Raw genomic sequence first — 18,793 nt, forward strand, 5'->3', positions numbered from 1 at the left:
AAGGACCTTCGCATGACCATTCCCATCGTCCTGCCCGCTCTCGGTGACGGCGTCGAGAGCGCGACCATCTCCCGGTGGCTCGTCGAGGGCGGTGACAAGATCGCCGAGGGCCAGCCGATCGTAGAGGTGTCGACCGACAAGGTCGACACCGAGATCGAGTCCCCGGCCTCGGGCGTGCTGATCGAGCTGCACGTCGCCGAGGACGAGGTCGCCGCGGTCGGTGCGATCATCGCCTCGATCGAGGCGGCTGCGGACGCCCCGGCACCCGAACCCGAGGCTGCGGCCGCGCCTCCTGCACCGCCGGCACCCGAGCCTGCGCCGGAAACCCTTGCCCCTGCGCCCGAGGCTGCGGCCGAGTCCGACGGGATCAGGGGCACCACGCAGAAGCTGACCCGACTCCGCAAGACGATCGCCTCGCGCATGATCGAGTCCTTGCAGGTCTCTGCACAGCTCACGACGATCGTCGAGGTCGACGTCACGGCCGTCAGTGCTCTCAGGCGTCGCCACAATGCCGTCGTGGCCGCCGAGGGTGGGGTCAAGCTGTCGTTCCTGCCGTTCATCGCAGCGGCGGCACTGCAGGGGTTGCGCAGGTATCCGCAGATCAACTGCTCGGTCGACATGGAGGCCGGGACCGTCACCTACCCGGACGCCGAGCACCTGAGCATCGCCGTCGACACCGAGCGGGGTCTGCTGGCTCCCGTGATCCGCCGGGCCGGGGACTTGTCCGTCACGGAGCTCGCGGTGCGCATCTCGGACCTCGCGGAGCGCACCCGGTCCGGCACGATCGGCGTGGACGACCTGTCCGGCGGCACGTTCACCATCACCAACACGGGCAGCCGCGGAGCGTTGATGGACACGCCGATCGTCAACCAGCCCCAGGTGGCCATCCTCGGGGCGGGGGTCGTCGCGCGGCGCGCCGTCGTGCTCGGCACCGAGGGCGAGGACGAGAGCATCGCGGTCCGCAGCATGATCTACCTGTCGCTGACCTACGACCACCGCGTCGTGGACGGTGCCGATGCCGCCCGGTACCTGTCCGACGTCAAGGGCACTCTCGAGCAAGGCAGGTTCACGCTGGGTGATCGATCGACGGCGACGGGTGCTCCCAGATGACGAACCAGGAGCTGGCCGCGCGCGCTCGAGGGCATCCCGATCGAGGTCGCCGTCGTCAACAACGGCTCGCTCGGGACGGTGCGCCAGCTGCAGACGCTCTACTACGACGGGAAGGTCAACGGGGTGAGCCTGCGCCCGAGCCACTCGGTGCAGCGGGTGCCCGACTTCGCGAGGCTGGCCGACGCGCTCGGGTGCGTCGGCCTGGAGTGCGATGCGGAGGCAGACGTCGACTCGGTGATCATGGAGGCGGTCGACGTCACCGATGTGCCCGTCGTGATCTACTTCCGCGTCAACGACGAGTTCTTGGTGTGGCCGACCATCGCCGCTGGCGCCGGCAACGACGATCTGCAGCACGCCAGGGGACTCGCGCCGACGTTCGCGAACTATGACGTCCTGTGAGCCGAGACGCTCGCGACACGACCGAAGGAGACACGTTATGAACACCCCGCGCCCCTACGACGCCATCGTGGCGCTGGGAGTCGGATGTGCTGGCATCGCCATGCACGCCGCCCTCGCGCACGTCGGACCGTTCGCCGCGCACGACGCCGTCGTGCGCCCACGTCCACGCATGTCAGGCGGGCGCGAGGCTTCTCGCCCGAGCCGCCTGACTCCCGGTGCAGTGCGGTGAACATCTCGGCTCGGGCGGCCTCGATCGCCCCGTTCTACGCGATGGAGTTCGGCCGACGTGCGGTTGCCTTGGAGGCCGAGGGGCATCGTGTCATCAAGCTGAGCCTGGGGGAGCCCGACTTCAGCGCCCCACCCGCCGTGCTCGAGGGGATGCGTGCCGTGATGGACGGGCGCCCCCTGCCGTACACGTCGGCGCTGGGCCTTCCCGCCCTCCGCGAGGCGATCTCGTCCTTCTACCGCTCCCAGCACGGGGTGGAGGTCGATCCGGGCCGGATCGTGGTTACGGCAGGCGGGTCGGCTGCTCTGCTGCTGGTGCTCGCAGCGATCGTCGACCCCGACGACGAGGTGATGGTCGGCGACCCGTCGTATCCATGCAACCGCCAGCTCGTCGAGACGTTCGGCGGGCGTGTCAACTTGGTGCCGGCCGGCGCGTCCACGCGGTTCCAGCTCGACGCCGCGCTCGTCGAGTCGGCCTGGACCGAGGGCACGAAGGCGCTGATGGTCGCGACACCGTCGAATCCCACCGGCACGTCCGTGCCGTACGCCGAGCTGGAACGCATGTGCGCCTTCGCGCGCGCGAACGACGCCTGGCGCATCGTCGACGAGATCTACCTCAACCTCAGCGACCGCACCGACGACGCCAGCGTGCGCAGCGTCCTGTCGTGCGACCCGGACGCGATCGTGATCAACAGCTTCTCGAAGTACTTCGGCATGACGGGCTGGCGCCTGGGCTGGTGCGTCGTCCCGGAGTCGCTGGTTCCCGCCATGGAGCGGCTGGCGCAGAACTACTTCCTGTGTGCGTCGAACCCGGCGCAGGTCGCAGCCCTGGAGTGCTTCACACAGGAGTCCCTCGCAGTCTGCGAGGAGCGTCGCGAGATCTTCGCAGATCGGAGGCGTCTGGTGACCGAAGGGCTGGCCGCCATCGGCGTGCCGCTCGAGGTCGAGCCGGACGGAGCCTTCTACGTGTACGTCGACGTGAGCCGGTTCGGGCTCTCGTCGTGGGAGTTCTGCGAGCGCGCACTGACCGAGGCGCACGTGGCGATCACCCCGGGCCGAGACTTCGGCGAGCACACGGCCGAGACCCACGTGCGGCTGTCGTACGCGGCGTCGTCCGACGACCTGCGCGAGGGGATCGCCCGGCTGGCGGCGTTCGTGGAGCAGCTGGACTAGGACGCCGCCAGCTCCGTCGACCCGCCCCCCGAGCGGGCTCAGGTCGGGCAGCGGTGGACCCGCGGCACCCGTGCGCTCGACGGTCGCGCCGTGCTGCAGCGCAGCGCCCGCCACCGCGACGCCCTCGGCTGACTCGTCGGGGCCACAGCTCGCGGCCAGGAATCTGCTGGCCCCACCGCGACGCCCTCGGCGGTGAAGCTGAACCCTTTGGTCGCCGCGCCACGTCGCACGGCGTCCGGGCACACGAGAGACGGTCATACCAGCGCCGGTCCAGCGAGGTTCCGACGTGTCAGTCGGCCGCGCGCTGGCTCATCGAGGCGAATGCCGCCGATGACGATGTGGGCCCTCGCGACGTCGCCAACTTCGGGGAGGATCTGCCACTCGAGGACTACGGTTCCCCGTGGGAAGCTGCCGAGGACCGTGGGCACGACAAGCTCGGCAGGTGCCAGCGGGCTGAAGTCCGAAGACGCACCGAGAGCGCGTGCGGCAGCGCCGATGGCGACAATGGCGGCGATCGCTGCGACAGCGCCGACGATCATCGCGAGGGCGCGCCCCGCGACATCCGCCCGTGCGCGGTCGCGAGGGTCGGTGGACGGGTGTGCAGTGCCCATGGACTGACTCCTTGACGGCCGGCGACCCGTCGCGCAGTGCGGGCGACGGGAGATCGTGATGTCAGGCGGCGTCAGTACTGCCTCGTTCTCGACCCGTTGCACACGGCACATGAATGTGCCTTTCGTGATCGGGCCGACGGTGCGAACGGGGCTAGAGCGCGCCGTCTCGAGGCGTGACGCGACGACCGGGACGGTCGGGGCGCGCATCGTAGGCGGCCTGGTGCTCCTCGATCTCCGGGTTGTAGTCGACCGCCCACTCGGCGAGGGTCACGGCGGGACCGATCAGCGTCCGGCCGGTCGCCGTGAGCTCGTACTCGACCCGGGGAGGCACCTCGGCGTACGCGGTCCGTGACACCAGACCGTCGCGCTCCAGATTCCTCAGCGTCCGCGTCAGCATCCGCTGCGAGATGCCGGTGACCCGTGTCTGCAGCTGGGAGAAGCGCAAGGGGGAGTCGTCGAGCGTGGCGACGATCAACAGGCTCCACTTGTCGCCGATCCGGTCGAGGATCCCGCGGATCGCTCGTCCGCCGTCTCCGCGGATCAGGCAGGACTTCTCGTACTTGGACACGTTCTCTCCTGGGGGTCGCGGACACCGGTGTGCCTTTTGTACGACCCGCTCCGACCGGTCATGGTGGGTCAGTTACCAACAATAACCAAGGAGGCTCCGTGGTCATCGCGTATTGGGTCGTAGCGATCGTGCTCGCCCTGTTCTACCTGTACGGGGGAGGGCTCAAGATCGTCCGCAGTCAGGAGCAGCTCCGGCCCATGATGAAGTGGGCGGGGACGCTCGTCCCCATGCCGGTCGTCCGAGCGATCGGAGCTGTCGAGGTGCTCGGGGCGATCGGGCTGGTCCTCCCGCCGCTGACCGGCGTCGCCGTTGCGTTGGCCCTGTGGGCCGCCGTGGGCCTGGCGGTCCTGCAAGCGTTGGCCGGTGTCGTCCACGTGCGCAGCGATGGGTTCCGGGACGCCCTCATGAACATCGTGCTGCTGGTGATGGCCGGTGCCGCCGCGTGGTTGACGACCGCCCTGTGACCGGTGGCGCGAGCTATTCGGCGAGGGGGCCGATCCAGATCAGCCCGGCGTCGATGACGGCCTGGGCGAACTCGGCGTTTCTCGGCCAGGAAGCCGTAGCCGGGGTGCACGCTGTCGGCGCCCGAGCGCTTCGCGACGTCGATGACCTGATGCCGCACGGCGCACCACTTCAGGCGTGGGTGGCCGATGGTGGTTCGGAAGCGGTAGAAGCCGGAGCCTGTGGATGCGTCGGCGCGACGGGTGCCGGCGTCGGACTTCGGGTCGTCCTCATGGGTCGGGACTGTGCCATCGGGTTGACGGGGGCGGACGACGGAACGGCGGACGAACACCGTCGCTGCGGTGATCTGGTTGCGGGCGGCCGGGTTCAAGGTGATCAATCGGCGTGCGACACCGATCCCGAGGACAGCACGAAGGAGGTCTTCGGCTTGCTCGCGACATGGTCGAGGGGTTCGGGAGCCTGGTGTCGCACCACTGACGACCTGCTGATCGGTGTGGAGAGATGGCACTCGGAGGTCAGGGCGACCCATGATCGAGTCTCTTTCCGCGACTCGACACGTTGTTCGTCCCGTCGCGCACTGACGAACCGGTCAGGGTCGCGGGCACCATGACGGCGCCGGACGGTCAGTACGTCGCCCCACACGGAGTGATCGGCGAGCGGCAGCACGAGGACGTCGGGCGCGAACTGGGCATCGCAGGACGCCCGCCGGGCGTTACATGTCGTGGGGTGCTCACCGACGATGGATCCACGACCCGAAGGAGACTCATGGACCACGCGCCGCTCGACCCCGAGGTAGCAATGATCTTCGCGAGCCTCGGACCTCGCGTGCCACTCAGTGAGGTCAGTGCCGAGAAGATGCGTGCGGACATGCGTGCAGCGGTCGACTCGTTCACCCGCGACGCGGAGCCGATTTCTGTCGCGCACGTCACCGACGACATCGTCCCGGGGCGGCACGGGGACATTCGCGTGCGGGTCTACCGACCTGACGTGCCCACGGCCGTCGTCGTGTTCATGCACGGCGGCTCGTGGATCGCCGGTGACATCGAGACGAGCGATCTCGTCACGCGGCGCATCAGCCGCGACACCGGCGCGGTGGTCGTCTCGGTGGACTATCGGATGCTGCCCGAGCATCCTTTCCCCGCACCCCTCGACGACACGTACGACGCCGTCGTCTGGGCCCGTGCGATGCACCCCGACGTGCCCCTCATCGTTGCCGGTGACAGTGCCGGAGGGACGCTCTCGGCGTGCGTCGCGCTGAGGTCCCGGGACGAGCGAGGGCCCCGCATCGACGGCCAGGTCCTGATCTACCCGGCCATCGACGACGACATCGACACGCCCAGCATGGTGGGGCTCGATGCTCGACTCGGGGACCGACGGGATCTGGCCCATGTGCTCAGGCAGTACGCCTCGACGGGGGCAGCGGTCGGCTCGCCGTACGCGGTGCCCGGTCGTGCGGCATCGCTGGCCCACCTGCCGCCCGCGATCATGGTGATCCCAGGCCACGACGGACTGAGGTCGGCCGAGGAGGAGTACGTGTCAAGGCTGCGTGAGGCCGGTGTCCCGGTCGTCGTCCAGCTCGATCTCGAGCTGGCTCACTCCTGGATCGACTACGCGCCCCGAGTGGCTGCGGCCGATCGCGCGTTCACCCGGCTCACCGATCACATCAACAAGCTCATCGGCGACGTAGGCGCTTCCCGCTGAGACCGAGCCAGCACGAGCGCGCGACCTCGAGATGGTCGTGCCCGGCTCCGACTCGATCTGGACCGACGGCTGAGGAAGCTGGTGTCGGATGTCGCTGAGACACAGCATGCTCGCGATCCTCGTCATCCTCCTGTGGGGCATGAACGTCGTGGTGATCGACGAGGGGATGTCAGACGTCCCGCCCCTGCTGTTCCTGGCTCTACGTTTCACGCTCGTCGCGCTCCCGTGGGTGTTCCTCGTCCCGCGGCCCGAGGTCAGCTGGCGGCTGGTCGTGGCGGTGGGCGCGTTCATGAGTCTTGGACAGTTCAGTCTGCTGTACGTCGCCCTCGACCTCGGCCTCCCGGCGGGCCTTGCGTCCCTGCTGCTGCAGGCGCAGGTCATCTTCACCATCGTCCTGGCAGCAGGTCTTCTCGGGGAGATGCCCACGCGGCGGCAAGCCGTCGGGGTGCTGGTCGGCGCTGGTGGGCTGGCGTTCGTCGTCGTGGCGCACGGCGTGTCGGCGCCGATCATCCCCGTGCTCGTGATGCTGGGAGCCACGTTGTCCTGGGCCGCGGGAAATGTCATCGTCCGCAGCGCTGGGACGGCGTCAGGACTCTCGCTCGTGGTCTGGTCGGCGCTGGTCGTCCCGATCCCGGCAGGCCTGGCGTCGGTCGTGCTCGATGGGCGGCAGGAGGTCGGTGACGCGCTCATCAACCTCTCCGGAACCGCTGTCGCATCGACGGTCTATGCGGCAGTCGGAAGCTCGATCATCGGGTACGGCATCTGGAACTCCCTGCTCGCGCGCTACCCGGCCAGCGCCGTGGTGCCTTTCGCCCTGCTGATGCCTGTCGTCGGCATCGTCACCGCGTGGGTCGTCCAGGACGAGGTGCCGTTGGTGCTCGAGACGGTCGGTGGCGTCGTGATGCTGGCAGGGGTCGCGGTGGCGACGGCGGGTCGGGGTCGGGGGAGTGATGACACGGTCGATGTCCCGCGTCGCGGGCGCCGTCTGCCGGCGACCACGACCTCTCGTCGATCGTCGCGTTGACGCGGTTCGAGTCCGCCAATCGGTCAGGCTCCGGGCGCTCTGAAGTACTGAACCGGGCTTGTAGAGCCTTCGTCCGCTGAGCGCGCGGAGGCACTGCCCTCGTACAACGGTCAGAAAGCGGGCAGGTCGGAGAGGGGTTTTTTCGTTGCCTGGCCACGGAAGGCGGATCAGGATGAGCCAACCGGTCGAAGCCGGGTCTACCTAGAGGAGCTGCGATGCGAGCAGTAGTGATCGAAGGGCCGGGATCGATCGCGGTGCACGAGCTGCCGGACCCGACGCCTGGTCCGGGCGACGTCGTCGTGGCAGTGCGAGCGGCCGGGATCTGCGGCACCGACATCCACCTGCTCGACGGAGAGCTCCCGTACGACAGCTACCCGATCGTGCCGGGCCATGAGTTCTACGGCGAGGTCGTCGCGACGGGTGCGGACGTGGATCCCGCCTGGCTCAACCGGATCGTGACGGTCGACCCGAACATGCCGTGCCGCGCGTGCCCGGAGTGTCGTCGCGGACGAGCGAACCTGTGCGAGCGGTACGAGGCTCTGGGTGTCACGACGGACGGCGCGGCCGCGGAGCTCGTGCGGGTCCCTTCGACGCTGGCCTACGTCCTCCCTCCGGACGTGTCCGACGTGGGAGCACTCCTGACCGAGCCGCTGGCCTGCGCGATCCACGGCGTCGACATGCTGCCCCGGCATCCGCAGGACCGTTACCTCGTCTACGGCGCCGGCACGATGGGGCTGATGATGAGTCTGCTCGCCGCGGACCTGACCAACGAGCAGGTCACCGTCGTGGAGCTCAATCCCGCCCGGCGGGCCCTGGCAGAATCCTTCGGCTTCCGAGCCGTCGCGTCTCCCGACGAGATCGATCCGGATGCTCGGTGGGAGACGGTCGTCGACTGCACGGGGGCCGTGGCCGCCATCGAGGACGGGCTGGGCCGTGTGCGACGGGGAGGCGCGTTCCAGTGCTTCGGGGTGGCCGATCCGGCGGCGACGATCAAGGTGAGTCCGTTCGACGTCTACCGCGACGAGATCACCATCGTCGGCAGCATGGCGGTCCAGAACAGCTTTGACCGCGCCAGCCGGCTGGCCCAGACCTGGGGGGACGACAAGCTCGGTCCGCTGGTGACCCACGGGTTCGCGCTGGACGAGTACTCGCAGGCCGTGGACACCTTCAGGGGCGGCACGGGTCTCAAGATCGCCATCCGGCCAGGAGGCGCATCGTGAACGAGCAGCCGATCGATCCGGACGTCTTCGACCTCGTGAGTGGTCCGGGCCCACGTGCTCGGGCGGCGGACGTGAGTCCTGCGACGATGCGGCAGGAGATGCGCGAGACCATCGACGCGTTCACGCGCGACGCAGAACCGATCGACGTGCACGAGGTCGTCGACGAGTCGTGGCCTGGAAGGGGAACGACGATCCCGGTGCGGATCTATCGTCCCGAGCTCCCGACTGCCGTCGTCGTCTACCTGCACGGCGGCGCGTGGACGGCCGGCGACATCGACACCCACGACGTCGTGGCACGACGCATCGGCTCACGCACGGACGCGCTCGTGGTGTCGGTCGACTACCGCCTGGTGCCGGAGCACCCGTTCCCGGCGCCGTTCGACGACGCCTGGGACGCGGTCGTCCGGGCGAGCGCTCTCCATGCCGAGCTGCCGTTCCTCGTCGCGGGCGACAGCGCTGGAGGGACGCTCGCGGCGTGCGTGGCGCTGCGGGCGCGCGATGAGTCGGGGCCCCGGATCGACGGCCAGATCCTCATCTATCCGGCGATCGACGATGACCTGGACACGCCGAGCATGCTGGCATTCCGCGAGGGAGGCCACATCACCCGCGACGACATCAGCCACTACTTCACGGTCTACCTGGCTCCTGCGGCTGCTCATGACTCGCCCTATGCCATGCCAGGGCGCGCCAGGTCGCTCGTCGGGCTGCCTCCCGCAGTGATGGTCATCCCCGGGCACGATCTCCTGCGGTCCGCCGAGGAGGACTACTCGCGCCGTCTGGAGGAAGCGGGAGTTCCCGTCGTCGTCCAGCTCGACCACGACCTGGTGCACGGGTGGGTCGACTTCGCGCCGAAGGTCGCGGCCGCCGACAGGGCGTTCGACCGCTTGACGGGACACATCACCGACCTGCTCGGGCGCATCGCCCGGGACAGGCCGACCGAGACACCAGTCGTCCGTGTCGAGATCGCCAACTAGCAGTGCCGCGAATTGTCGCACGACACGGAAGCAATCAATCGTCCACGACCTAACGTATGTCAACACACCCCGGCCTGACGTCGCGGGTCAATTAGGAGGAAACATGTCACACACACCCCCATCCCGGCGTCGCACCCAGGCGCGACTTGCTGCCATCGTCCCGGTCGTCGCCCTGGCGGCCGCCACGATGACCGCGTGCTCCACCGGCAGCGACAGCGACGCCGGTTCCGCCTCGGGCGTCAAGGACGGCAAGCTCGAGTCGCTGCGGTTCATCAACCCGCTGCCCAACTACCCGACGTGGAAGCAGATGGCCACGTGCGTCAAGAAGGCGACCGAGGCGCGGGACGTCACCTACAGCGAGAGCGGTCCCACGGGCACGGCGATGGACGCGACGGCGATGACCCAGCTGACCCAGCAGGCCATCTCGAACAAGGTCGGCGCCATCATCACGACTCCGGTCGGCGACGGCTTCGGGTCGGTCCTGAAGCAGGCGCAGGCCAAGAACATCGTCACCGGCACCATTTACGGCCCCGACGGCGACGACACCGGCGCCGACGTCAACGCCGGACCCGACTGGAACTTCATCGGCGAGACGGACATCAAGGCCGTCAACGCGCGGCCCGGCAAGCACGTCGTCGGCATGGTGGCACCGGCCGACACGGGCCTCGGCAAGCAGTGGATGGACGGCGTCAAGAACGCGGTGTCGAAGACCGACAACGTGACGATCGCGGGAGCGGTCTACACGGGCGACGACCCTGCCAAGGGGCTCGCCCAGGTGACGGCGCTCCTCACGGCGCACCCCGACATCACCGACATCGTCACCAACATGGGCACGACGACGCCCGGCGCGGTCGCGGCCATCAAGGCCAAGAACCTGAAGGGCAAGGTATTCCTGACAGCGGTCGGGATCGACAACGGCGGCCGTGAAGCGTTGGACGACGGATACGTCAACCAGATCTTCCTCCAGGACATCTGCTCGCTCGGCACGTCGATCGCCGACGGTGTCATCGACAAGGCCGAGGGCAAGGAGGTCAAGCCGATCCCGGTCCCCGTCGGCGTGGTGGGCAAGGAAGACCTCCAGAGCTACCTCGACAAGGGCTGGAGCTGATGGCTGCCGACCGCGCGACGCCCGCTCTGCAGCTGCGAGGGGTGAAGAAGTTCTTCGGCTCGGTCTCCGCGCTCGAGGACGTGGCTCTCGATGCGTACGCCGGAGAGGTGCACGCGATCGTCGGGGACAACGGGGCCGGCAAGTCCACCACGATCAAGATCATCACGGGCATCCACAGCGCCGACGAGGGCGACGTGATGGTGCAGGGCGAACGCATGGCGTCGCGTCGGTCGGCAGCTGACGCTCACGAGCACGGCGTCTCGGTGGTGTACCAGGATCTCGCCTTGGTCGAGTGCCTCGACATCGCGCACAACATGGCGCTGGGCAATCTTCCCCGCAAGTACGGGGTGATCCTCGACCGGCGGAAGATGGAACGCGAGGCCGCGGTCGTCCTCAAGGAGCTGAAGGTCCGTGTGGGCAACGTACGCACGCCGGTCGGCTTGTTGTCAGGTGGCCAGCGCCAGGTGGTCGCGATCGCTCGAGCCGTGCGCATGGACAAGCCCATCATCCTTCTCGACGAGCCGACGGCGGCCCTCGGCGTGCAGGAGACTGCGCACGTGGGCGAGATCATCGACGAGCTGAAGGCCGCCGGCAAGGCCGTGATCTGCGTGACGCACGACCTGGACTTCGCCTTCAAGCATGCGGACAAGGTCACCGTCCTCCGCCTGGGTCGCAGCGTCGGCACCCGCACGGTCGCCGACGTCTCCCGCGACGAGGTCGTCGGCCTCATCACGGGAGCGATCCCCGGCGACACCCGAACAGCCGAGGTCGCATGATGACTACGTTGCTGAGCCGGCGCACGCGTCGGGGACCGTCGCCCGAGCAGAAGGAGCCCGTGACCGTGGAGGAGGGTACGAGCGCAGCCGAATGGGTGCGTCGAGTGATGAGCCGGCAGGAGACGACCCTCGCCATCGTCGTGGTGGTGGTCGGTGTCTTGGCTGCCATGAAGTCGGACCTGTTCCTCGACAGCGACAACCTCCTGGAGATCCTGCGCAGCAGTGTCATCTACTTCGTGATGGGCTGCGGCGCCGGGCTGCTGATCATCGGGGGCGGACTGGACTTCGCGGCAGGCGCGATCTTCACGCTCTCTGCGCTGATGGCCAGCAAGATGCTGGTCTCGTCCGTCCCGTGGCCGATCGCGATCCTCGGCGGCCTGGCTCTGGCGGCACTCGTCGGAGCGATCAACCACGTCGTCATCACGTACTGGCACGTTCCGCCGATCATCGCGACGCTGGGCATGTTCTACATGCTGACCGGGGTGGACAACCTGGTGACCGGCGGAAACGACGTCATCGGTTTGCCGCAGGTCGTGCAGGACATCGGACAGGGCAGCATCCTCGGTGTTCCCAACATCGTCCTGATCGCCATCGTCGTGGGGTTGTGGTTCTGGGTGCTGCTCGAACGGACTCGTTTCGGCGTGAACGTGAGGGCGCTGGGCGGGAACCGCGCTGCCGCGGTCGCCAACGGAGTACGCGCGACGCGTGTGGACCTGGCGCTCTACGTCCTGTCAGCGGTGACGGCCGGCCTGGCCGGCGTCATCTACTCGGCGCGCGTGGGCTCGGCCCAGGTGACGGCGGGTGGCAGCAGCACGACACTCATCGTCGTGACCGCTGTGCTGATCGGCGGGGTCAGCCTCCTGGGCGGCCTGGGTTCGATCCAAGGGATCGCGATCGGCGCGGTCCTGCTGTCACTGATCGACAATGCTCTGGTGCTGAGCAACATCCCCCCGCAGTACAACACCATCGTGGTCGGCGCCATCCTGGTCGGTGCGGTCGCCATCGACCACCTGCGCAGGGAGCGGATCTTCCGCAAGCGATAGCGCGAGTGGGAGCCGCCTCGCGGCCCCGACGTTGAGCTCCTCCTCCCTCCGTGGACGAGGAGCTCATCGTCGTCCGCACGTGGTGCTCCCACATCGACCTCGCCGTCTGGGACCGGACGGTCAGAACCTGTCCGACGCGACACACAGCCGGCGAGAACCTTGTGTTTCTGGACCGGAACGACCGCTGCGGTCCGCCCTAGTCTGAGCACCTCGTCCAGCATGGAGGGCACATTCATGGCAACGTCCGGCACGCCGGCCACATCGGTTCCGAGTCACCCCGTCATGCATGACGTGGTGATAGCGCGCGGCCGAGTCGTCGACCCTGAGAGCGGACTCGACGACGTGCGCGATGTCGGCATCATCGGCGACCAGATCGTGTCCGTGTCCACGTCCGAGCTCGAAGGGCGACGCCGGATCGACGCCCACGGTCTGGTCGTCGTCCCGGGGTTCGTCGACCTGCACAGCCATGCCCAGGCCGTCGGCGAGATGCGACTGCAGGCTCTCGACGGAGTGACCACAGCACTCGAGCTGGAGGCCGGAGTCTCTCCCGTCGACGCTGCGTACAGGCGAGCCGGCACGGAGGGTCGGCCGATCAACTTCGGCTACTCGACGTCCTGGGCCGCGATACGCCGGCACGTCGTGGGAGGAGAACCTCTCACCGGCGGACTCGACGCCTTCCAGGAAGGCCTCGGTGCCGACGCCTGGCGCGCCGGTGCCAGCCCCGCGCAGCAGGCCGAGATGATGGACATGCTGCACAGGGAGATCGCCGACGGGGCGCTCGGCATCGGAGTCCTGCTCGGGTACGCACCACGGACCGACCCAGCCGAGTACCTGTCCGTCGCTCGCCTGGCGTCCTCCTGGGGCGTGCCGGTGTTCACGCACGCACGTCCCCTCGTCGAGCAGGACCCCGACGTCGTGGTGGACGGTGCCAGCGAGATCGCCCGGACCGCCGCAGAGACCGGGGCCCACATGCACTTCTGCCACATCAACTCCACCTCGTCACGACACCTCGACCGCGTCCAGGGTGTCGTGACGGCGGCGCGGGACGAGGGCAGCCGGATCACGAGCGAGGCCTATCCCTACGGATCGGGGATGACCGGCATCGGCTCGGAGTACTTCCATCCCGATCGCCTGCACGTCCTGGGCGGCACCGGGACGACCCAGGACGTGATCTACGCGGCGACGGGGGAGACCGTCGCCTCGCGCGAGCGCCTCCTCGAGCTCCGCGCTCTCGACCCGTCGGCCCTCGCCTTCATCAAGGGATTCGACGAGGAGCAGTCGCCGGATCGACTGGAACAGATCCTCACCCTCCCCGGCGCCGCAGTGGCGTCCGACGCGGTGCCGTTCGTCGTCGAGGCGGGGTACACCTACGACCCGCTCCAGTGGCCGCTCCCGGCGCACGTCAGGACGCACCCGCGCAGCGCAGGCACCTTCGCTCGGACCCTGAGGATCGCCGTGAAGGAGCTGGGAGCCTTGACCCTGAGCGAAGCCGTCGCGCGGTGCAGCCTGTATCCCGCTGACATCGCTGGCGAAGCGTCCCCAGCCATGAAGCAGAAGGGCAGGATCCAGGTGGGGTGCGACGCCGACATCTCCGTGTTCGACCTCGCGCGGGTCACCGATGCCGCTACCTACCAGGACTCGACCCGTCCTTCGCAGGGATTCACGCACGTCATGGTCAACGGCGAGCTCGTCGTGAACGAGGGGCTCCTGCTGACCGACGCCCTTCCCGGTCGACCGGTGCGCGGCCAGTCATGACGACCGGCTACCGGGACGTCGCCGTGATCGGCCCGTCACGGCCGGCCGGGCGTCGAGGCAGGAGGTGCCTCGTCGAGTGTCAGGAGGTCTCGCAAGACGTCGGCCAGTGCAGCTGCACCTGACTCGGCGTCCGCCTCCTCGATCTGCTCCTCAGGCGAGTGGGAGATGCCGGTGGGGTTGCGGGTGAACAGCATCGCCGTCGGGACCACGTCCGCCAGGACGCCTGCGTCGTGGCCGGCTCCGCTGCGCAGGATCGGGGCCTCCGGCAGCACCGCGGCGAGGCGGTCACGCAGCGTCGGATCGAAGTCGACCGAACCGCCGTACGACTGCTCCGTCAACGTGACGTCGCAACCCTCGAGTGCGGCTGCGCGACGAGCACGGTCGAAGATCGTCGACACGAGGGACCTGGCCACCTGGTCGTCGTCGTGCCGGACGTCAACCCAGACGTCGACTCGCGACGCGATGACATTGGTGCCGCCCGGGATGGGCTGGACGCGGCCCACGGTCGCACGCGCGCCGGGCACCTCGCGCGCCGCGTCGCGCACCAAGGCGATGACGGCGGCGGCCGCGACGAGTGGATCCCGCCGGTGGTCCATCGCGGTCGCGCCGGCGTGGTTGCCCTCCCCGGAGACGGTCAGCCTCCACAGGCCGTGGCCGATGATCGACGATGCGATGGCCACGGGCTGCCCGAGGTCGATGAGGCCTCGTCCCTGCTCGACATGGAGCTCGACGAAGGCCCCGATGCGGCTGAGCGCCTGGTCGTCACGCCCGAGGCGCGTGGGGTCGATCCCGCCTCGGCGGAGCGCTTCTGCCAGGGACACGCCGTCGACGTCGCGGAGATCGAGCGCCGCAACCGGGTCGAAAGCACCCGTCATCAGCTGCGAACCCAGGCACGCTTGGCCGAAGCGCGCGCCTTCCTCCTCCGGGAACAGCACCACGGCGAGAGGCCGGTCGAGACGTGCACCGCTGGCGTCGAGGTGATCGACCGCCACGAGCGCGGACGCGATGCCGAGCGGGCCGTCGAACTCGCCCCCGCCCGGCACGGAGTCGACGTGGCTGCCGGTCACCACGGCGTCCTCGAGCGAACCACCCGGCCCGGGCCGCCAGGCCCAGATGGCGCCGTTGCGATCGACGTCCACGTCCAGCGACCTCCGCGACGCCTCGGCCACGAACCACTCGCGGAGCTCGAGATCGGCGTCCGAGTAGGTGAAGCGCGAGTACCCGCCGCGGCGGGCGTCCCGCCCGACCTGGCGCACGTCGGTGAGGAGGCCGCTGACGGTTGACGGATGGCTCATCGGTGTTGCCTCAGATCTGTGATGGGGGAGGGGGAGAGCTGACGGTGGCGCGGGCTGGTTCAGTCGGTCGTCTGCTCGCGGGCCCTCACGAAGGCTTTCACGGCTGCGTCGACGTCCTCGGCGCGGTGGGCCGCCGACAGCTGGACTCGTATGCGCGCCCGTCCCAGGGGCACGACCGGATGCGAGAAGGCAGAGACGTACACCCCCTGGTCGAGGAGAGCCGCTGCCATCGCCTCGGCGGTCGCGGCGTCCCCCATCATGACGGGCACGATGGGGTGCGATCCCTCCAGCACGTCGAACCCCGCGTCGACGATCTGGGTCCGGAACGCGGACGCGTTGGACCGCAGCTGCGTCCGGAGGTCGTCCGCCTCGGTCATCAGGTCCAGGACACGGATCGACGCGCCGACGATGGACGGCGCCAGGGAGTTCGAGAACAGGTAGGGACGGGACCGCTGCCGCAGCGTGTCCACGATCTCCGCGCGAGCAGCGACGTAGCCTCCGCTCGCTCCGCCCAGAGCCTTGCCGAGTGTTCCGGTCAGGATGTCGACCCGGTCACCGACCCCGAACAGCTCAGGGGTGCCGCGACCTTCGTGGCCCACGATGCCGACGGCGTGCGAGTCGTCGACCATCACGAGGGCGTCGTGCTGGTCGGCCAGCGCACAGATCTCGTCGAGGGGGGCGAGGTACCCGTCCATCGAGAAGACCCCGTCCGTGACGATCAGGCGGTGTCGCGCGCCGCGCGCCGCAATCAGCTGTCGTTCGAGGTCTGCCACGTCGCGGTTGCGGTAGCGCAGGCGCTCCGCCTTGCAGAGTCGGATGCCGTCGATGATGCTGGCGTGGTTCAGCTCGTCGGAGATGACCGCGTCACGCTCGTCGAGGATCGACTCGAAGACCCCTCCGTTCGCGTCGAAGCACGATCCGTACAGGATCGTGTCCTCCGTTCGGAGGAAGGCCGACAGGCGCTCCTCCAGGTGGTGGTGAGGGTCTTGCGTCCCGGAGATGAAACGCACCGATGCCATCCCGAAGCCCCACTCGTCGAGTGCGGCCTTCGCGGCGTCGATGACGACCGGGTGGTCCGCGAGGCCGAGGTAGTTGTTGGAGCAGAAGTTCAGCAGCCTGTCGTCGCCGACGGTGATGGTCGCCCCCTGAGCACTGCTGATCGGCCGTGGTTGCTTGTAGAGGCCGGCTGCACGGATGGCATCGAGCTCCTGCCGCAGGTCGTCACGCATGGATCCGAACATGTGTCCTCCTGGGGAGTGGGTGGGGGATGGTCACAGCTCAGCCGAGACGCGCCGTCGTCCAGTCGATGACGACCTTGCCGCACCGACCGGAGCGTGCCGTGTCGAACGCGGCTCGGTGCTCCTCGAAGCCGAACCTGTGAGTGACGAGAGGGCTGATGTCGAGGCCGCTGCGCAGCAGTCCGGACATCGCGTACCACGTGTCGAACATCTGACGGCCGTAGATGCCCTGCAGCGTCAGCATCTTGGTGACGACGGTCCCGAGGTCGATCGTGGTACCGGAGCTCGGGAGGCCCAGCAGCGCTATCTTGCCGCCGGGACTCATGGTCGAGATGGCGTCGGCGAGGGCGTCGGGCCGGCCGGACATCTCCAGGGCGACGTCGAAGCCCTCGACCATGTCGTTGGCCTCCATCGCCTCGCGAAGGCTCTCGCGCGTGACGTCGACCGTGGTGGTGGCCCCCATCCGGCGGGCGAGGGCCAGCCGGTACGGGCTCACGTCGGTGACCACCACGCAGCGGGCGCCCGCGCGGCGTGCCGTCGCGGCCGCCAGGATGCCGATGGGGCCGGCTCCGGTCACCAGGACGTCCTCGTTGACCACCGGGAATGAGAGTGCTGTGTGCACGGCGTTGCCGAAGGGGTCGAAGATGGCTGCCACGTCCAGATCGATCGCCTCGCGGTGGATCCACACGTTCTCCTGCGGGATCGCGACGTACTCGGCGAAAGCGCCGTCGATGTTGACGCCGATGCCGACGGTGCGGATGCACAGGTGCCGGCGCCCTGCCCTGCAGTTGCGGCACCTGCCGCAGACCAGGTGTCCTTCGCCGCTGACGATGTCTCCCACACCGACGACGTCCACGCCGTCGCCGACGTCGACGACCTCCCCGACGAACTCGTGGCCGGGTACGAGGGGAGCCGTGATGACCGATTGCGCCCAGGAGTCCCACTGATCGATGTGCAGGTCCGTCCCGCAGATGCCGGTGCGCAGAACCTTGATGAGCACGGACCCGTAGGCGGCCTCGGGGGCAGGTACCTCTGTCATGGAGAGGCCGCGACCTGGACGGGCCTTCATCAGCGCTTTCATGACTGCAACCTTCGGGCAGGAAAGCCGTGAAGTCCATCACGAAATTCCGCTTACACTTGGTAAGCAATTCTTCACAAGGAGAGGGCCGGGCATGATCGATCCGCGCAGGTTGCGGGTGCTGCTGGCCGTGGCGCTGCACGGCTCGGTCACAGCCGCTGCCGCGGCGCTGCACATGTCGCCGTCTGCGGTGTCCCAGCAGGTGGCCGCCCTCGAGCGAGAGGTCGGGCACGACATGTTCGAGCGCTACGGGCGCCGCCTCCGACTCACCGCCACAGGCGAGATCATGGTCCGGCACGCGAGGCGCCTCTCGGCGTTGCTGGAGGAGGCGGAGGCCGATCTGGCGGCGGCGGCGCACGGTCAGGTCGGCGAGGTCTCCGTGGCAGCGTTCACGTCGGCCATCACCGAGGTCGTGGCGCCGGCAGTGGCCAGCCTGCGAGAGACGTCTCCGCGAGTCCGCGTGCTCGTCAAGGACGCCGAAGGTCCCGCAGGGCGGCACCTTCTCGCCACGGGAGAGGTGGACATCGCGATCGGTGTGGCGCACCAGGAAGACATGTCCGGTGCGGCGGCAGGCCAGCATCGAGCCTTTCTGTACACCGAACCATTCGACGCCTTGGTGCCACGTCGCCACCCGCTGGCCTCGGCGCTCGCGATCGACGTGGCGCAGCTGGCCGGCGACCCGTGGATCATGCCCTGGCCGGGCAACCCGCTCCGCGACCTCATCGGTCTCGCGTGCGAGGAGGCCGGGTTCAGACCGGACGTCGTGAGCGTCTCCAACGACTTCCGCGCGATCTGCGCACTGGTCTCCTCCGGTGCGGGAGTGGCTCTGGCTCCTCGCTCGGCCCTGCGCGGCATCCACATGCACGGGATGAAGGTCCTGCCGCTCGACACCAGGCCGCCTACGCGCAGGGTCTTCGTCTCGGTGAGAGCGGGAGCTGATCAGCATCCGCTGATCAACCAGGTGCTCGTCGCCCTGCGCCAGCACGCGGCGGTCCTGGACTGGGAGCGCACGGGGTGAGCTGGTGTGGATGGC

General features: G+C 68.7%; 18 protein-coding genes and 1 pseudogene. 13 read left to right on the forward strand and 6 right to left on the reverse strand.

Annotation, left to right across the window (positions count from 1 at the left end; translation table 11 throughout):
• Window positions 1-12: 12 nt before the first annotated feature.
• The 3 genes from DX116_RS18670 to DX116_RS18680 all read left to right on the forward strand — a co-directional run bounded on the left by DX116_RS18670 (window position 13) and on the right by DX116_RS18680 (window position 2,907).
• Window positions 13-1,110, forward strand: a complete 1,098-nt coding sequence (locus DX116_RS18670) for a 2-oxo acid dehydrogenase subunit E2 (RefSeq protein ID WP_119705810.1) — start codon at window positions 13-15, stop codon at window positions 1,108-1,110.
• Window positions 1,111-1,188: 78 nt separating this feature from the next.
• Window positions 1,189-1,509 (forward strand): hypothetical protein, encoded by a 321-nt coding sequence (locus tag DX116_RS18675; RefSeq protein ID WP_233556948.1) that lies wholly within the window; start codon window positions 1,189-1,191, stop codon window positions 1,507-1,509.
• Between the two features lie 225 nt (window positions 1,510-1,734).
• Window positions 1,735-2,907, forward strand: a complete 1,173-nt coding sequence (locus tag DX116_RS18680) for an aminotransferase class I/II-fold pyridoxal phosphate-dependent enzyme (protein ID WP_119705811.1) — start codon at window positions 1,735-1,737, stop codon at window positions 2,905-2,907.
• A 254-nt stretch (window positions 2,908-3,161) separates the two neighbouring features.
• On the opposite strand, the gene DX116_RS18685 is transcribed toward DX116_RS18680, so the two are convergent.
• Both DX116_RS18685 and DX116_RS18690 read right to left on the reverse strand, forming a co-directional pair.
• Window positions 3,162-3,518 carry a hypothetical protein gene (locus DX116_RS18685; RefSeq protein WP_119705812.1) on the reverse strand — a complete coding sequence of 119 codons (357 nt, stop codon included), beginning with the start codon at window positions 3,516-3,518 and terminating at the stop codon, window positions 3,162-3,164.
• Window positions 3,519-3,669: 151 nt separating this feature from the next.
• Window positions 3,670-4,086, reverse strand: coding sequence for a winged helix-turn-helix transcriptional regulator (locus DX116_RS18690; RefSeq protein WP_119705813.1), 417 nt, complete (start codon window positions 4,084-4,086; stop codon window positions 3,670-3,672).
• A 98-nt stretch (window positions 4,087-4,184) separates the two neighbouring features.
• Here DX116_RS18690 and DX116_RS18695 point away from each other — a divergent pair, with 98 nt between their 5' ends.
• Window positions 4,185-4,550 carry a DoxX family protein gene (locus tag DX116_RS18695; RefSeq protein ID WP_119705814.1) on the forward strand — a complete coding sequence of 122 codons (366 nt, stop codon included), beginning with the start codon at window positions 4,185-4,187 and terminating at the stop codon, window positions 4,548-4,550.
• A gap of 25 nt (window positions 4,551-4,575) precedes the next feature.
• On the opposite strand, the pseudogene DX116_RS18700 reads toward DX116_RS18695, so the two are convergent.
• A pseudogene (locus DX116_RS18700) lies at window positions 4,576-4,699 on the reverse strand (biotin carboxylase N-terminal domain-containing protein); the annotation flags it as partial.
• A 614-nt stretch (window positions 4,700-5,313) separates the two neighbouring features.
• Here DX116_RS18700 and DX116_RS18705 point away from each other — a divergent pair.
• The 8 genes from DX116_RS18705 to DX116_RS18740 all read left to right on the forward strand — a co-directional run bounded on the left by DX116_RS18705 (window position 5,314) and on the right by DX116_RS18740 (window position 14,149).
• On the forward strand, window positions 5,314-6,249 hold the full coding sequence (locus DX116_RS18705; protein WP_158592041.1) for an alpha/beta hydrolase: 936 nt from the start codon (window positions 5,314-5,316) through the stop codon (window positions 6,247-6,249).
• Window positions 6,250-6,337: 88 nt separating this feature from the next.
• Window positions 6,338-7,273 (forward strand): EamA family transporter, encoded by a 936-nt coding sequence (locus tag DX116_RS18710; RefSeq protein WP_119705816.1) that lies wholly within the window; start codon window positions 6,338-6,340, stop codon window positions 7,271-7,273.
• A gap of 215 nt (window positions 7,274-7,488) precedes the next feature.
• Complete coding sequence (locus tag DX116_RS18715) at window positions 7,489-8,493, forward strand: alcohol dehydrogenase catalytic domain-containing protein (protein ID WP_119705817.1); 1,005 nt, start codon at window positions 7,489-7,491, stop codon at window positions 8,491-8,493.
• A complete protein-coding gene (locus DX116_RS18720) occupies window positions 8,490-9,467 on the forward strand; it encodes an alpha/beta hydrolase (protein ID WP_119705818.1) in 978 nt (325 codons plus the stop codon). The genes DX116_RS18715 and DX116_RS18720 overlap by 4 nt, the downstream gene beginning before the upstream one ends.
• 103 nt (window positions 9,468-9,570) lie before the next feature.
• Complete coding sequence (locus DX116_RS18725) at window positions 9,571-10,575, forward strand: sugar ABC transporter substrate-binding protein (protein WP_119705819.1); 1,005 nt, start codon at window positions 9,571-9,573, stop codon at window positions 10,573-10,575.
• On the forward strand, window positions 10,575-11,351 hold the full coding sequence (locus tag DX116_RS18730; protein WP_119705820.1) for an ATP-binding cassette domain-containing protein: 777 nt from the start codon (window positions 10,575-10,577) through the stop codon (window positions 11,349-11,351). The genes DX116_RS18725 and DX116_RS18730 overlap by 1 nt, the downstream gene beginning before the upstream one ends.
• 59 nt (window positions 11,352-11,410) lie before the next feature.
• The gene (locus DX116_RS18735) at window positions 11,411-12,394 is read left to right on the forward strand and encodes an ABC transporter permease (RefSeq protein WP_158592042.1); all 984 of its coding nucleotides are present in this window, start codon (window positions 11,411-11,413) and stop codon (window positions 12,392-12,394) included.
• 234 nt (window positions 12,395-12,628) lie between these two features.
• Window positions 12,629-14,149 (forward strand): amidohydrolase family protein, encoded by a 1,521-nt coding sequence (locus DX116_RS18740; RefSeq protein WP_267897703.1) that lies wholly within the window; start codon window positions 12,629-12,631, stop codon window positions 14,147-14,149.
• 35 nt (window positions 14,150-14,184) lie between these two features.
• Here DX116_RS18740 and DX116_RS18745 read toward each other — a convergent pair whose 3' ends face one another.
• The 3 genes from DX116_RS18745 to tdh are packed head-to-tail and all read right to left on the reverse strand — an operon-like array spanning window position 14,185 to window position 17,763.
• Window positions 14,185-15,444 (reverse strand): allantoate amidohydrolase, encoded by a 1,260-nt coding sequence (locus tag DX116_RS18745; RefSeq protein WP_119705823.1) that lies wholly within the window; start codon window positions 15,442-15,444, stop codon window positions 14,185-14,187.
• A gap of 59 nt (window positions 15,445-15,503) precedes the next feature.
• Window positions 15,504-16,673 carry a glycine C-acetyltransferase gene (locus DX116_RS18750; RefSeq protein WP_199716200.1) on the reverse strand — a complete coding sequence of 390 codons (1,170 nt, stop codon included), beginning with the start codon at window positions 16,671-16,673 and terminating at the stop codon, window positions 15,504-15,506.
• Between the two features lie 49 nt (window positions 16,674-16,722).
• The gene (gene tdh, locus DX116_RS18755; RefSeq protein WP_119705825.1) at window positions 16,723-17,763 is read right to left on the reverse strand and encodes an L-threonine 3-dehydrogenase; all 1,041 of its coding nucleotides are present in this window, start codon (window positions 17,761-17,763) and stop codon (window positions 16,723-16,725) included.
• On the opposite strand from tdh, the gene DX116_RS18760 reads away from it, so the two are divergent.
• Window positions 17,762-18,778, forward strand: coding sequence for a LysR family transcriptional regulator (locus DX116_RS18760; protein WP_233556950.1), 1,017 nt, complete (start codon window positions 17,762-17,764; stop codon window positions 18,776-18,778). The genes tdh and DX116_RS18760 overlap by 2 nt on opposite strands.
• Window positions 18,779-18,793 lie beyond the last annotated feature (15 nt).

It is taken from the genome of Aeromicrobium endophyticum (assembly GCF_003586285.1).
Lineage (GTDB): Bacteria > Actinomycetota > Actinomycetes > Propionibacteriales > Nocardioidaceae > Aeromicrobium > Aeromicrobium endophyticum.

Bases quoted from the DNA above. Each gene is read 5' to 3' on its own strand.
- DX116_RS18670 (WP_119705810.1), top strand. From the start codon at position 13: ATGACCATTCCCATCGTCCTGCCCGCTCTCGGTGACGGCGTCGAGAGC.
- DX116_RS18685 (WP_119705812.1), bottom strand. From the start codon at position 3,518: ATGGGCACTGCACACCCGTCCACCGACCCTCGCGACCGCGCACGGGCG.
- DX116_RS18705 (WP_158592041.1), top strand. From the start codon at position 5,314: ATGGACCACGCGCCGCTCGACCCCGAGGTAGCAATGATCTTCGCGAGC.
- DX116_RS18710 (WP_119705816.1), top strand. From the start codon at position 6,338: ATGTCGCTGAGACACAGCATGCTCGCGATCCTCGTCATCCTCCTGTGG.
- DX116_RS18715 (WP_119705817.1), top strand. From the start codon at position 7,489: ATGCGAGCAGTAGTGATCGAAGGGCCGGGATCGATCGCGGTGCACGAG.
- DX116_RS18725 (WP_119705819.1), top strand. From the start codon at position 9,571: ATGTCACACACACCCCCATCCCGGCGTCGCACCCAGGCGCGACTTGCT.
- DX116_RS18730 (WP_119705820.1), top strand. From the start codon at position 10,575: ATGGCTGCCGACCGCGCGACGCCCGCTCTGCAGCTGCGAGGGGTGAAG.
- DX116_RS18740 (WP_267897703.1), top strand. From the start codon at position 12,629: ATGGCAACGTCCGGCACGCCGGCCACATCGGTTCCGAGTCACCCCGTC.
- DX116_RS18745 (WP_119705823.1), bottom strand. From the start codon at position 15,444: ATGAGCCATCCGTCAACCGTCAGCGGCCTCCTCACCGACGTGCGCCAG.
- DX116_RS18750 (WP_199716200.1), bottom strand. From the start codon at position 16,673: ATGCGTGACGACCTGCGGCAGGAGCTCGATGCCATCCGTGCAGCCGGC.
- DX116_RS18760 (WP_233556950.1), top strand. From the start codon at position 17,762: ATGACTGCAACCTTCGGGCAGGAAAGCCGTGAAGTCCATCACGAAATT.
- tdh (WP_119705825.1), bottom strand. From the start codon at position 17,763: ATGAAAGCGCTGATGAAGGCCCGTCCAGGTCGCGGCCTCTCCATGACA.